Here is a 12,654-nt window from a genome sequence, read left to right on the forward strand (position 1 = left end):
CCGTATGAATCAGGAATCCATTGTCGCGCCCATTTTTTACAACGGATTCCAAAGTAACGTACCGGCGTGACAACCAGGTATCGAACAGGAAAGGCTTATTGCTGATCCCGGACCGAGTCTAGTGACAGCAGGGCCACGTGCAGTGACAGACACGTCTCCACCGACTCCAGGTCGGCGTCGAGCACGTTGGAGATCCGGCGCAGGCGCTCGTAGAAGGCGGGCCTGGACAGGTGCGCCCGACTCGCGGCCAGCGCCTTGTTGCGCCCCGCGCCGAGGTAGTGGCGCAGCATGTCGGCCAGGTCCCCGCCGTGCCGGGCGTCGTGGTCCAGCAGCGGGCCCAGCTCGCGCTCCACGTAGGTCTGCAGGCGCTCGTCGTCGCGGAACAGGTGCAGCAGCCCGCGCAGGTGCAGGTCGGGCAGCCGGTAGAAGGGGCGCCGGTCGCTCTGCTTGATCGCCACGTCACCCACCTGGCGGGCCTCGAGGAAGGAACGGCGCACCTCGCGCACGCCCTCGGCAGCCGAACCCACCGCCAGCACGGCCGCGTCCCCGACGGCGCCCCGCACCCGGTCCGCGAGCAGGTGCAGCGTGGCGTCCAGGCGCTTGCGGTCCGGCAGGGCCAGCAGGATGCCCACCCGCAGGTCGTCCAGGGACCCCACCAGGGCGGGCAGGCGCAGCTCCCGACAGGCCCGGGCGGCGCCCTCGGCGGTGTCGGAGAGCCGCGCTTGGGCGGCCAGCCCGGTCCCACTCTCGCGCAGCCTCAGGACCAGCCCGACCAGTTCGCGCCCGTTCAGGGGCACCCCGACCGCGCGCGCCCGGACCAGCGCCTCCTCGGGATCGGAGTAGGCGCGGTCGATGATGCCCGCGATGATCGTGCGGTGAGTCTGGCGCTCCAGGCTCTCCTGGTGACGCTCCAGCAGGCGGCCCAGGGCCAGGGTGGTGGCGGCGCGCTCGATGAGCATGGTCTGGCGGGCACTGGGAGTGGCCCCGGTGATGAGGATCAGCCGCCCCCAGTCCTGGCCCCGGGCGCCGACCGTGGTGACCAGCCAGCCGGTGGCGGGCGCGTGCACGGTCCGGGTGCCGGTGCGGATCGACCGTGAGCGGCTCTCCCAGGAGGTCAGCAGGGTGCCGGGGTCCTCGCCGTTGAGGTCGCAGGCCAGGACCTGGTGGGTGAGGTTCTCCAGGACGACCGGGCAGCCGGAGAGTTGGGCGACCTCGTGCAGGATCTGCCCGGCGTCGGCCCCCTCCACGGACAGCTGGGTGAAGACCGAGTGGAGTTTCTCGGAGTCGCGCAGCTCCTCCAGCTGCTCGTTGACCACTCGGATGTGCACGGCCTCGGTGATCTCCACGAAGCGCGCCTCGCGGTCGAGCAGGATGACCGGGATCTTCGCGTCGCGGGCAGCGTCGAGGAAGGCCTTGGGGAGTTCGGCGTGGTACTTGCGGCCGAGCTCGACCGCGATCCCGCTGACCCCGGCATCGGCGATGTCGTCGATGTAGCGGCGTAGGGCCTCGGGGTCGTCGGGCATGGCGATACCGGTGCTGAGCACGAGTTCACCGCCGCGCAGCAGGTGGGCGAGGTCGGTGACCTCGGCGATGTGCACCCAGCGCACAGCCACGTCAAGGTACTCGGAACCGGCCACCACGCGGGGCCGGGCCTTCTGGAGGGCGGGGAGCTGGAGGACCTCGGCAAGGGTGGGAAGCACAACCGCCAGTCTAGGACGTTCTGTCAGGTAGAGGGGCATTTTTCTTTACAGAGTGCGCGTACAGCCGAGCCTCTGAACAGTGGTTCCCCGACTCGACGCATGCTTTACATGTTGTAAATCCACCCAGCATGTTGTCAACATGGTGATCCTGGCCAAGCCCGCGGGCGCTGGGGAGACTGGGGGCATGTCGGAACTTCTCGCCCGCCACCGCGCGGTCATGCCCTCCTGGTTGCCCCTGTACTACGAGTCCCCGCTGGAGATCGTCAGCGGTAAGGGCGCCCGTGTCACGGACGCCGACGGCAACACCTACCTGGACTTCTTCACCGGCATCGTGACCAACATGCTCGGCTACGACGTCGCCGAGGTGCGCGAGGCGGTGGAGCGCCAGATCGCCAAGGGGGTCGTGCACACCTCCACGCTGTACCTCATCCGCTGCCAGGTGGAGCTGGCCGAGAAGATCGCGCGGCTGTCCGGCATCCCCGACGCCAAGGTGTTCTTCACCAACTCCGGCACCGAGGCCAACGAGACCGCCCTGCTGCTGGCCACCTACGCCCGCGGCAGCGACGAGGTGCTGGCCGTGCGCGGCAGCTACCACGGCCGCTCCTTCGGCACTGTCGCGGTGACCGGCAACAAGGCGTGGAAGAACTCCTCGCTCTCCCCACTCAACGTGCACTACCTGCACGGCACCGACCACGCCTCCCCCGCGTTCCGCAGCCTGACCGAGCAGGAGTACATCGACGTCTGCGTCGCCGACCTGCGCGAGGTCCTGGACACCACAGCGCCCAACGTGGCCTGCCTGATCGCCGAACCGGTCCAGGGCGTGGGCGGGTTCGCGATGCCGCCGGACGGGCTGTACGCCGCCTACAAGGAGGTCCTCGACGAGCACGGCATCTTGTTCGTCTCCGACGAGGTGCAGACCGGCTGGGGCCGGACCGGGACCAGCTTCTTCGGGATCGGCAACCACGGGGTCACCCCGGACGCCATGACCTTCGCCAAAGGGCTGGGCAACGGCTTCGCGGTGGGTGGCGTGGTGGCCCGCGGCGACCTGATGGACGGCCTCAAGGCGCTGGGCGTGGCCACCTTCGGCGGCAACCCGGTGTCCATGGCCGCGGCCGGGGCCACCCTCGACTACGTGCTGGAGCACGACCTCCAGGGCAACGCGCTGCGCCAGGGCGCCACCGTCACCGAGGGCCTGCGGGCACTGCGCGAACTGGACTGCGTGAAGGACGTGCGCGGCAAGGGCCTGATGTTCGCGATCGAGATGGTCGACCCGGCCACGGGAGAGCCGTCGTCACCGCTGGCCGGGAAGGTGCTGGAGGCCACCCGCGAGCGCGGGCTGCTGGTGGGCAAGGGCGGCGTGCACGGCAATGTGCTGCGCATGGCCCCGCCCCTGACCCTGTCCTCGGAGGAGGCCGCCGAGGGCCGCGACATCCTGCTGGACGCCGTGCGCGCCGTCGCCGACCAGGCCTGAGGATCACCCGGGGGAAGGCGGGCAGCACGAAACCGCCTGCTGCTGAGGTCCCCCCGATTTCCATTCAAGCCCCTGTGCCGGCGGCCCGCCAGTGCCGGTCCGTCGCCTGTGGACAACCCAGCCTGTGGACAACCCCGGCACGAAGAAGAGGAAGCACAAGCATGAACAAGCACGTCACCCACTGGGTCGGCGGCGGCGCCTACGAAGGGCCAGCCGAGCGGACCGGGGACATCTACAACCCGGCCTCCGGGCAGGTCACCGGGACGGTGGACTTCGCTGGCCCGAACGAGGTCGATGCCGCGGTGGCCGCCGCCAAGGAGGCCTTCCCCGGCTGGCGGGACACCTCGCTGTCCAGGCGCGTACAGACGCTGTTCCGGTTCCGTGAGCTGCTGCGCGCCAACAGCGACCGGCTGGCCGCAATCGTCAGCTCCGAGCACGGCAAGGTCTTCTCCGACGCCCAGGGCGAGGTGGCCCGCGGCCTGGAGGTCGTGGACTTCGCCTGCGGCATCCCCCACCTGCTCAAGGGCGGCTACTCCGAGAACGTGTCCACCGGCGTGGACTCCTACTCGATCCTGCAGCCGATCGGTGTGGTCAGTGGCATCACGCCGTTCAACTTCCCGGCGATGGTCCCGATGTGGATGTTCCCGGTGGCGATCGCCTGCGGGAACACGTTCGTGCTCAAGCCCAGCGAGAAGGACCCGTCCGCGGCGGTGCTCCTGGCCGAACTGTGGGCCGAGGCCGGGCTGCCCGACGGGGTGTTCAACGTGGTGCACGGGGACAAGGCCGCGGTGGACGCGATCCTGGAGCACCCGGACGTGGCCGCGGTGAGCTTCGTGGGCTCCACGCCGATCGCCCAGTACATCTACCGGACCGCCGCCGAGCACGGCAAGCGCGTGCAGGCCCTGGGCGGCGCCAAGAACCACATGGTGGTCTTGCCCGACGCGGACCTGGACCTGGCGGCGGACTCCGCGGTCTCGGCCGGGTTCGGCTCGGCGGGTGAGCGCTGCATGGCCATCTCCGTGGTGGCGGTGGTGGACTCGGTCGCCGACGACCTGCTGGAGCGGATCCGCGAGCGCGTCTCGCGGCTGCGGGTGGGCCCCGGGGACGACGACCGCAGCGAGATGGGTCCGCTGGTTACCCGCGAGCACCGTGACAAGGTCGCCTCATACCTGGAGTCGGGGGTGCGCGAAGGGGCGACCCTGGCGATCGACGGCCGGGTGCACCCGGTGCTCGGCGGCGCCTCGGACGGCTTCTGGCTGGGCCCCTCGGTCCTGGACCACGTGGGCCCGCAGATGTCCTGCTACCGGGAGGAGATCTTCGGTCCGGTGCTGAGCGTGGTCCGCGTGGGCGACTACGACGAGGCCGTCAAGCTCATCAACGACAACCCGTACGGCAACGGGACGGCGATCTTCACCAACGACGGCGGCGCGGCCCGGCGCTTCCAGAACGAAATCGAGGTGGGCATGGTGGGCATCAACGTTCCCATCCCGGTACCGATGGCCTACTACTCCTTCGGCGGATGGAAGCAGTCACTGTTCGGTGACTCGCACGCGCACGGCACGGAGGGTGTGCACTTCTACACCCGCACGAAGGCGGTCACCGCCCGCTGGACCGACCCGGGCAAACGGCCCGAAGGCGGCGTGGACCTGGGCTTCCCCACCAACGGCTAGCCGGAGTTCACCGAAATAACCGACGGATGTCTCTCACTGACGGTCTACGGCGGGCAACACGGAGTATCGTTGTTGCACGAAGCCCCTGACCGAGTGTGGCCGAGGGCCACGTGTGTCACGAGAGACCATCTTGGATAGACGCGCTCATTTCCCCTCCTCCCCATGGAAGCGGGCGCGTCAACGGAAGCGCTCCGGGTCCGAATGACTCCCCCTGGACCCGGAGCGCGACCGTCTCCGGCGGCCTCCACGGCCGCACGGGATCAGCTGCATCAGCTGGCTCGGCTAACGTGCCGCGATCAGCGGCCCACTCGCGGAGACTGGCTGGTGGCCGATGATCCCCGCGCACTCGTCACATCCGTACGCGTGACTGCCGTCCGGAAGCTCGCCCAGAACCCGGCGGGGCCGGGGCCACTTGGCGTGGCAGACGACGCAGGCATCCCCCATGCACTGCGCCCCGCTCAGCCGGCTCGGGTCGTAGACGTAGTTCTCGGATGTGGCGTCAGGCTTCGTGTCTGGTTCGCACATCGTGCTCGTTCCGCGCAATGTCCTTGCTCCCCCCGTGGTTTAGGACAGTCTGGCGGGCCGATAGTTACCGGCTCTTTATTGAATCAGAAGCTCTCGGCGCCTGGAAGGGTCCGGACCAATCTAAATCACTCCGTGCAGGGAAATCATAACCCTAAGTAACGAACCCTGGGAAGACCCCAGCTCAGGGTTGGTTTTTCATACGAAGCGCCGGATATGTACAGACCCTCCAGGCGCCGGACTTTAGCCCTCCGAGCGCGGGGAGACCTCGAAACGGCGCAGCGACAGAGCAGGGTTGGTGACACGCACCGCGTCCACACGCGCGGCCGAAACCTCCGCGGCGGCGACCTCGAAGGTCTGCTCCCCCAGGGACGCGAGGGCGGTGCCCATCGGGTCGACGATCATGCTGTTACCCGCACCCGTGGGCGCCGACTGCCCCGAAGCGGCCACGTAGACCGTGTTCTCGATGGCGCGCGCCCGGGCCAGCGTGCGCCAGTGGTCCTCCTTCAGCGGGCCGGGCACCCATTGGGCGGCCAGCAGCACCACGTGCGCCCCGGCCCTGGCGATCCGCCGGGTCACCTCCGGGAAGCGCAGGTCGTAACAGGTCTGGAGGCCGAAGACCACGTCGTCGACGGTGAAGGTCTCCGGGGCGTCGATCGGCCCGGGCGCGACCACGTCCGACTCCTTGACCCCGAAAGCGTCGTAGAGGTGGATCTTGCGGTAGAGCGCGAGGCGCTTTCCTTCGGGGGAGAGCGCGACCAGAGTGTTGGTGAAGTGGGTGGCGCCCTCGCCCTCGGACTCGTTGACCCCCAGCACCAGGTACACACCCTCGCGGCGGGCGGTGTCCGCGGCGTCGGTCAGGAAGGGGCCATCCAGGGGCTCGGCGGCCGCCACGTAGCGCTGATCGGTGCGCGACGCGGTGAACATCGTGTACTCGGGCAGCAGGACGACCTTCGCTCCCAGGGCGGCAGCCCGGGCGGTCAGCTCCGCCACCGAACGCTGGTTCTCGGCCTTGTCCTGACCCGGCGCGAACTGGGCGACCGCGACCTGCACCATCGAAATTTCCCCCTCATGGCCTGAGGGCCGGCCCGGCGGGCAGCCCCGAACGTGCCCCGAGTGTACGCCCGGGGCACAGCGACCCCTTGCCAGAGGACTAAACAAGTGTTTAACGTATTGAACATGAGTTCAAGGAAGAAGGTTCCTCCCGACGAGGACCTCACCGCGCGCGCCCGCATCCGGGACGCCGCCGTCGAGTGCTTCGGCGAGAAGGGGTTCGGAGTCACGGTGCGCGCGATCGCGGACCGGGCCTCGGTCTCCCCGGGGCTGGTCATCCACCACTTCGGCAGCAAGGCCAAGCTCAGGGAGACCTGCGACGAGTACGTCAGGCAGGTCATCTACGAGGCCAAGAAGGAGTCGCTGAGCCACCCCGGCGCCGACGGGATGGTCCGCTCCCTCAGGGCGGCCGACCAGTACTCCGGTCTCCTGGCCTACCTCTTCCGGGCCATGCAGGAAGGCGGGGAACTCAGCCGGCACCTGTACGAGGCGATGGTCGCCGACGTGCAGAGCTACCTGGACATCGGCGTACGCGAGGGCACCATCCGCCCCAGCCGCGACCCGGCCAAGCGGGCACGCTGGCTGGCCGCCAACGGATTCGGGTCGCTCCTGGTCCTCGTCACGATGCAGCGGGACCAGGAGAACCCCGACTTCGGCCAGGTGCTGCACGAGTGGGAGCAGGAGTACATACTCCCGGCCCTGGAGGTGTACACCGAGGGGCTGCTCGCGGACCGCACCATGCTTGACGCCTACCTGGTCTACGTCAGCGATCCGCCCGAGGAGGAGCGCTGATCCCCGCGAAGAGCAGTAGATCCCCACCAGAGCAGGAGTTACCCATCCATGTCCACCCACGCCATCGAAGTCCGCGGACTCGACAAGTACTTCGGCGCCTTCAAGGCCCTCGACGGCCTCGACCTCACCGTGGAAACCGGCCAGGTAGCCGGTTTCCTGGGCCCCAACGGGTCCGGAAAGTCCACCACCATCCGGGTCCTGCTCGGCCTGCTCAAGGCCGACGGGGGTACCGCGCGCGTACTCGGCGGCGACCCCTGGAAGGACGCCGTCGCCCTGCACCGTCGCCTGGCCTACGTACCCGGTGACGTCGCCCTGTGGCCCAACCTGACCGGTGGCCAGGCCATCGACCTGCTCGGACGCCTCCACGGCACAGTCAACCCCAGCCGCAGGAAGGAATTGCTGAACCGGTTCGAACTCGACCCCAGCAAGAAGGCGCGCACCTACTCCAAGGGCAACCGGCAGAAGGTCGCACTCGTCGCCGCGCTGGCCTCCGACGCCGAGCTGCTCATCCTCGACGAGCCGACCTCCGGCCTCGACCCGCTGATGGAGTCGGTCTTCACCGAGTGCGTCCAGGAGGTCAAGGAGCAGGGGCGCTCCGTGCTGCTGTCCAGCCACATCCTCGCGGAGGTGGAAAAGCTCTGCGACACGGTGACCATCATCCGCAAGGGGGTGACCGTGGAGTCGGGGACGCTGGACGAGATGCGGCACCTGACGCGTTCCACCGTCCGCGCCACCGTCGGCGGCGACGCGACCGTACTCGCCGGACAGACGGGGGTGCACGGCCTCGCGGTGGACGGTGGCACCGTCACCTTCGAGGTCGACGACATCCACCTGGACCAGGCCATGAGAACACTCTCCGGGCTCGGCCTGCGCTCACTCGTGAGCAACCCTCCCTCCTTGGAGGATCTGTTCATGCGGCACTACGGTGACGAGCTCGCCTCCCTCAACGGTGACCGGGACGGTGCGGCATGAGGAAGTTCACCGGAACCTGGGCCCTGATCCGGTTCATCCTGCGCCGTGACCGCATCCGGATGACGGTCTGGACGGTCGCACTGGGCGCGAGCATGTTCGCGATGATCCCGGCCATGGCCGACATGTTCCAGACCCCGGAACAGCTCCAGGCCCGGGCCATGGTCATGGAGACCCCGACGGGGATCGTCTTCGGAGGCCCCGGCTACGGCCTGGACGACTACACGCTCGGCGTCATGCTCGCCACCGAACTTCCGATGACCCTGCTGATCGCGCTCGCGGTCATGAGCATCCTGCACGTGGTACGACACACCCGGGCGGAGGAGGAGAGCGGTCGCGCGGAACTGCTGCGCGCGAACGTGTTGGGCTCCAGCGCCCAGATGACGGCGGCACTGACCACCAACGCCCTCGCCAACACCGTGATCGGCGCGTTGATGGCCCTGTCCCTGATCGCCAACGACCTGGCCGCGGCCGACTCGGTCGCCTTCGGCGCGGGTATGGCGCTGGCCGGAATCACGTTCGGCGCGATCACGGCGGTGTGCGCCCAGGTCTCGGAGCACTCCCGGGGTGCGAGCGGGCTGGCGTTCATGGCCGTGGGCGTGCTCTTCATGTTCCGGGTGGTCGGTGACATGGCCGAGCGCGGCGGTAGCGCACCGTCATGGTTCTCTCCGTGGGCATGGGCCCAGCAGACTCGGATGTTCGACGATCTGCGCTGGTGGCCGCTGGCCCTGTACCCGCTGGTCATCGCCGTACTGTTCGCAGTGGCGTTCGCCCTGGCCGGGCGCCGGGACCTCGGTGCCGGGCTGGTCGCCTCCCGCCCGGGGCCATCCGAGGCGGGCCCCCTGCTCAACAGCGTGTTCGCGCTCAACCTGCGCCTGCAGCGAACCTCGATCATCGTGTGGACGGCGGCGATCTTCCTGTTCGCGCTGTCCTTCGGCACACTCATCTCCGAGATCGACGTGATGGTGGAGCAGAACCCCGAACTGATCGCGCGGATGGGTCTGGGGGCGCAGGACCTGTCGCACGGGTTCCTCGGCATGCTGGTGCTCTACGTCGTCATGACGGCCACCGCCTTCGCCGTGCTGTCCGTGCTGCGGGCCAGGGCCGAGGAGAGCTCCGGCCGGGCCGAACTGACCATGTCCGCGGCCGTGGGCCGGATCCGCTGGCTGGGAGCGGCGGTTCTGGTCAGCGCCCTGGCGGCGAGCACGATGACGGTCCTGGGCGGTTTGGCCATGGGCCTGGGGGCCGGGATCGCCACCGAGGACTACGGATGGGTGGGGACGGTGACCGGGGCCGCGGCCGCGCAGCTGCCGCTGGTCCTGCTGTTCATCGGCCTGACCGTGCTGTTCCTCGGGGTCGCGCCGCGACTGGTCGGCCTGGTCTGGGCCTGGTTCGGCTACGGCTTGGCGGTGACGGTGCTCGGCGTGATCGTGGGGATGCCCGACTGGATGCTCGACGTCAGCCCGTTCTCGCTCCTGCCCCAACTTCCGGTGGACGAATTCGGCCCGGTGCCCTTCCTGGCCGTCCTGGGCGCGGCGGCGGTCGCGGCCGCCGTCGGCCTGGTCGGGTTCCGCAACCGGGACCTGGCCACGGTCTGAAGCACCGCGGCGGTGCCCGCGGGCGGGTGCGAGCCGCACCGGCCCGCGGGCACCGCTCCGCCCCCCGCGTTCACCTCGAGGGGGAACCCCGTTCACCCTTCCCGGAGCTAGCCTGGGTCAGGATGCTTCGCCCGCCGGAACCTCCTGGCTCCCCTCCCCGTGCTCCTCCGAGGCGGTGCAGGCGAGCCACTCCGGCCTCGCCCGAAAGGCCTTCTCCCCATGACCGTCCTCGAGTCGGCGATCCTCGGTGTCATCCAGGGTCTGTTCATGTTCATCCCGGTCAGTTCCAGCAGTCATCTGGCGCTGGCCCAGCACTGGCTCATCCAGAACGGTTCCGCGCTGCCGCCCCCGGAGTCACCGGAGATGGTGTTCTTCAACATCGTGGTGCACGTGGGGACCGTGGTCTCGATCCTCATCGTCTACCGGCGGGCGCTGACCGACCTGGTCGCCCGTTCGGTGGCCGACCTGCGGGGGCTGGTGGGAGCAGGCCCCCGGACCGAGGGCCTCTACCTCAAGCTGATGATGATGGGCCTGTTCGCGGTGGCGGTCACCGGCGTCCTGGGCCTGACCATCCGCAAGCCGCTGGAGAGCGTCTTCGCGAACCCGGCACTGATCGCCCTGATGCTCTGCGTGACGGGCGCCCTGCTGCTGTGGACCGACCTGTTGAGCCCCCGTACCAAGGGCCTGCGCGACTTCACCTGGATGATGGCCCTGTTCATCGGTCTCGCCCAGGCCATGGCCTTCGCGCCCGGTCTGTCCAGGAGCGGCACCACCATCGCCATCGCCCTGCTGCTCGGGCTGCGGCGACGCTGGGCCGCGGAGTTCAGCTTCTTCATCGCCATCCCGACGATCATCGCCGGCAACGTCCTGCTGCCGATCCTCGAACCCGAGATCCTCTCGGCCTTCGACCCGCTCCCCCTGCTGACCGGGTTCGTGGTCGCGGCGATCGTTGGCACGTTCTCCCTGCTGCTGGTCCTGAAGCTGCTGTACAAGGCCCGGCTGCGCTACTTCTCCTACTACGTGTGGGCCCTGGCGGCGCTGATCCTGGCCGACGCCTACGGCCTGGTCGACATCGGCCTCACCGGCGCGGTCATGGGACACCCCTGATGACGGGGTGAGCCCCGCAGGGGCGGGGCTCACTCCTGTGGGGGCTCCTGCGCACCGTCCCACCCGGCGGCCGCCTCACGCAGCCGGACCAGCCGGTCCCAGTGCTCGGCCACCCTCTTGCGCCCGGCGCCGGTGAGCCGGACGACGGTACGGGGGCGGCGCTCCCGGCTCTTCTCGATCTCGACCACGCCGCCCCGTTCCAGCTTGGACAGGTGGCTGGACAGGTTGCCCTTGGAGAGTCCGGTGAGCCGCTGGAGGAAGAGGAAGTCCGCGCTCTCGCAGGAGAGCAGGGCGCTGGTGACCGCCAACCGCGAGGGGTCGTGCACCAGGCGGTCGATCTCCGCCATGTCCTCGAAGGGCGTGCCCATGGTCAGTCCGTTCCGTTCTCTGTCACCGCGTCCGTCACCGGCGGGAGGGTACGCGCCAACGTACGGTGGTCGAGCAGTCCCCCGACGCACAGTACGGCAGCGAGCGTGACCAGGAGCGTGTCGGTGGCGGCGTAGCTGAGCGGATGGACGCCCGAGGGAAGCAGCATCCCCAGCGGCAGCAGGCTCGCCAGGCCGACGGCGGCCGCGGCCACCAGGTAGTGCGCCCGCATCCGCCAGTGGGGATAGGCGAGCAGGACGAAGAGCAGCGCGAACACGAGTCCTCCGACCCCCAGGGGCCCGTAGCTCCAGCCCATCTGGGCGGTCAGGACTCCTCCGGCCATGGAGAGCATGACAAGGCCGAAGGGCAGGAGCGCGTACGCGGAGATCCGACTCGGAGGGAAGAGCGCCCGGACGTGCCCGAAGCGCCTCCGGTAGTACCAGCGGACCAGGAAGCCCAGGGCGGCCAGTAAGGGCAGGCCGATGATCAGCGGCTCCAGACTCCCACCGCGCAGGAGTACCAGGTTCAGCGCGAAGAGCGCCACTACAAGCATGTAGAACCCCTGATAGTCGACGTAGTTGGCGGTGACGTGGCGGACCCGTTCGAGCCGGTCGAAGTCGTGCGGGACGGTCATTAGAACCTCCGGTTCGTAACGCGAACCCAGAATGCGAGGGAAGGGTGTGCCCGTGTTCAGGCCTTCGCGCTCTCCGCCACAGGCCGAAGCGTGCGCACCAGGGTGCGGTGGTCGAGCAGCCCGTTCACCACGAAGACGCCCCCACCGACCACCGCCACCATCACGGGGTACTCCCAGTCGACCGGATGCGTCCCCGAGGGGAAGAGCGGGCCCAGCGGCAGCACCGTGAACGCGAGGACCAGGACCGCTCCGACCAGGTAGTGCCGACGGTTCCGCAGGTCGGAGCAGCCCACCCCGAACAGGGCGACCGCGAGGAACACTCCGAAGACCCAACCGCCCTGGGCCTCGAGGAGGTTGGTCGTGATCATCAGCGCCATGTAGGCAAAGACCAGAGCGATCGGCAGCAGCACCACCCACAGGAGCCGTCGCGTGGTCCACCGCGGCCGCACCTGCCCGAACCTGCGCCGGTAGTACATCTGGACGGCGACGAAGAGGGCGGCGATCAGGAGCATCCCGACCGGGAACAGGTCGGCCAGCGGCCCCTCCCCGGTGAGCGGGGCCAGGCCCACACAGATCGCGAACACACCCAGCAGGGAGGTGTACAGGCCCTGGTAGCCACTGAAGTCGGACGTGACCTCGCGGATCCGCTGAAGGCGGTCGAGGTCGTGGGGGGTCGTCATGCACACCTCCGGTTTGTAACGCAAACCTTTCTTCCACCGTAGGCGAGGGCGCCTTGGTTTGCAATACAAACCTCAGGGATGCTCCGGGCGGA

General features: G+C 68.9%; 12 protein-coding genes. 6 read left to right on the forward strand and 6 right to left on the reverse strand.

Annotation, left to right across the window (positions count from 1 at the left end):
• Nucleotides 1–95: 95 nt before the first annotated feature.
• A complete protein-coding gene (locus D457_RS0116960; RefSeq protein ID WP_017581870.1) occupies nucleotides 96–1,700 on the reverse strand; it encodes a PucR family transcriptional regulator in 1,605 nt (534 codons plus the stop codon).
• A gap of 184 nt (nucleotides 1,701–1,884) precedes the next feature.
• Between D457_RS0116960 and D457_RS0116965 the strand changes: the two genes are divergently transcribed.
• A complete protein-coding gene (locus tag D457_RS0116965) occupies nucleotides 1,885–3,171 on the forward strand; it encodes an aspartate aminotransferase family protein (protein WP_017581871.1) in 1,287 nt (428 codons plus the stop codon).
• Between the two features lie 161 nt (nucleotides 3,172–3,332).
• Nucleotides 3,333–4,841 (forward strand): CoA-acylating methylmalonate-semialdehyde dehydrogenase, encoded by a 1,509-nt coding sequence (locus D457_RS0116970; protein ID WP_017581872.1) that lies wholly within the window; start codon nucleotides 3,333–3,335, stop codon nucleotides 4,839–4,841.
• 282 nt (nucleotides 4,842–5,123) lie between these two features.
• Here the strand turns inward: D457_RS0116970 and D457_RS37065 are convergent, their stop codons facing one another.
• Both D457_RS37065 and D457_RS0116980 read right to left on the reverse strand, forming a co-directional pair.
• Nucleotides 5,124–5,366 carry a hypothetical protein gene (locus tag D457_RS37065; RefSeq protein ID WP_017581873.1) on the reverse strand — a complete coding sequence of 81 codons (243 nt, stop codon included), beginning with the start codon at nucleotides 5,364–5,366 and terminating at the stop codon, nucleotides 5,124–5,126.
• Nucleotides 5,367–5,606: 240 nt separating this feature from the next.
• A complete protein-coding gene (locus D457_RS0116980; RefSeq protein WP_017581874.1) occupies nucleotides 5,607–6,419 on the reverse strand; it encodes a carbon-nitrogen hydrolase family protein in 813 nt (270 codons plus the stop codon).
• A 123-nt stretch (nucleotides 6,420–6,542) separates the two neighbouring features.
• Between D457_RS0116980 and D457_RS0116985 the strand changes: the two genes are divergently transcribed.
• The 4 genes from D457_RS0116985 (at nucleotide 6,543) to D457_RS0117000 (ending at nucleotide 10,882) form a co-directional block, all read left to right on the forward strand.
• Nucleotides 6,543–7,208 (forward strand): TetR/AcrR family transcriptional regulator, encoded by a 666-nt coding sequence (locus D457_RS0116985; protein ID WP_017581875.1) that lies wholly within the window; start codon nucleotides 6,543–6,545, stop codon nucleotides 7,206–7,208.
• A 48-nt stretch (nucleotides 7,209–7,256) separates the two neighbouring features.
• Nucleotides 7,257–8,180, forward strand: a complete 924-nt coding sequence (locus tag D457_RS0116990) for an ABC transporter ATP-binding protein (protein ID WP_017581876.1) — start codon at nucleotides 7,257–7,259, stop codon at nucleotides 8,178–8,180.
• Nucleotides 8,177–9,775, forward strand: coding sequence for an ABC transporter permease (locus D457_RS0116995; protein WP_017581877.1), 1,599 nt, complete (start codon nucleotides 8,177–8,179; stop codon nucleotides 9,773–9,775). The genes D457_RS0116990 and D457_RS0116995 overlap by 4 nt, the downstream gene beginning before the upstream one ends.
• Before the next feature lie 219 nt (nucleotides 9,776–9,994).
• Nucleotides 9,995–10,882, forward strand: coding sequence for an undecaprenyl-diphosphate phosphatase (locus D457_RS0117000; RefSeq protein WP_017581878.1), 888 nt, complete (start codon nucleotides 9,995–9,997; stop codon nucleotides 10,880–10,882).
• Between the two features lie 29 nt (nucleotides 10,883–10,911).
• Here the strand turns inward: D457_RS0117000 and D457_RS0117005 are convergent, their stop codons facing one another.
• Genes D457_RS0117005 through D457_RS0117015 form a run of 3 tightly spaced genes read right to left on the reverse strand, consistent with a single transcriptional unit; the run spans nucleotide 10,912 to nucleotide 12,562 of the window.
• The gene (locus D457_RS0117005) at nucleotides 10,912–11,250 is read right to left on the reverse strand and encodes a transcriptional regulator (protein ID WP_017581879.1); all 339 of its coding nucleotides are present in this window, start codon (nucleotides 11,248–11,250) and stop codon (nucleotides 10,912–10,914) included.
• Between the two features lie 2 nt (nucleotides 11,251–11,252).
• Nucleotides 11,253–11,882, reverse strand: coding sequence for a hypothetical protein (locus D457_RS0117010; protein WP_017581880.1), 630 nt, complete (start codon nucleotides 11,880–11,882; stop codon nucleotides 11,253–11,255).
• A 56-nt stretch (nucleotides 11,883–11,938) separates the two neighbouring features.
• Nucleotides 11,939–12,562 carry a hypothetical protein gene (locus D457_RS0117015; RefSeq protein ID WP_017581881.1) on the reverse strand — a complete coding sequence of 208 codons (624 nt, stop codon included), beginning with the start codon at nucleotides 12,560–12,562 and terminating at the stop codon, nucleotides 11,939–11,941.
• Nucleotides 12,563–12,654 lie beyond the last annotated feature (92 nt).

Source organism: Nocardiopsis valliformis DSM 45023 (assembly GCF_000340985.1).
Classification (GTDB): domain Bacteria; phylum Actinomycetota; class Actinomycetes; order Streptosporangiales; family Streptosporangiaceae; genus Nocardiopsis; species Nocardiopsis exhalans.

What these genes read in the sequence shown, in the direction of transcription:
- D457_RS0116965 (WP_017581871.1), top strand. Translation starts at nt 1,885, where the DNA reads ATGTCGGAACTTCTCGCCCGCCACCGCGCGGTCATGCCCTCCTGGTTG.
- D457_RS0116970 (WP_017581872.1), top strand. Translation starts at nt 3,333, where the DNA reads ATGAACAAGCACGTCACCCACTGGGTCGGCGGCGGCGCCTACGAAGGG.
- D457_RS37065 (WP_017581873.1), bottom strand. Translation starts at nt 5,366, where the DNA reads ATGTGCGAACCAGACACGAAGCCTGACGCCACATCCGAGAACTACGTC.
- D457_RS0116980 (WP_017581874.1), bottom strand. Translation starts at nt 6,419, where the DNA reads ATGGTGCAGGTCGCGGTCGCCCAGTTCGCGCCGGGTCAGGACAAGGCC.
- D457_RS0116985 (WP_017581875.1), top strand. Translation starts at nt 6,543, where the DNA reads ATGAGTTCAAGGAAGAAGGTTCCTCCCGACGAGGACCTCACCGCGCGC.
- D457_RS0116990 (WP_017581876.1), top strand. Translation starts at nt 7,257, where the DNA reads ATGTCCACCCACGCCATCGAAGTCCGCGGACTCGACAAGTACTTCGGC.
- D457_RS0116995 (WP_017581877.1), top strand. Translation starts at nt 8,177, where the DNA reads ATGAGGAAGTTCACCGGAACCTGGGCCCTGATCCGGTTCATCCTGCGC.
- D457_RS0117000 (WP_017581878.1), top strand. Translation starts at nt 9,995, where the DNA reads ATGACCGTCCTCGAGTCGGCGATCCTCGGTGTCATCCAGGGTCTGTTC.
- D457_RS0117005 (WP_017581879.1), bottom strand. Translation starts at nt 11,250, where the DNA reads ATGGGCACGCCCTTCGAGGACATGGCGGAGATCGACCGCCTGGTGCAC.
- D457_RS0117010 (WP_017581880.1), bottom strand. Translation starts at nt 11,882, where the DNA reads ATGACCGTCCCGCACGACTTCGACCGGCTCGAACGGGTCCGCCACGTC.
- D457_RS0117015 (WP_017581881.1), bottom strand. Translation starts at nt 12,562, where the DNA reads ATGACGACCCCCCACGACCTCGACCGCCTTCAGCGGATCCGCGAGGTC.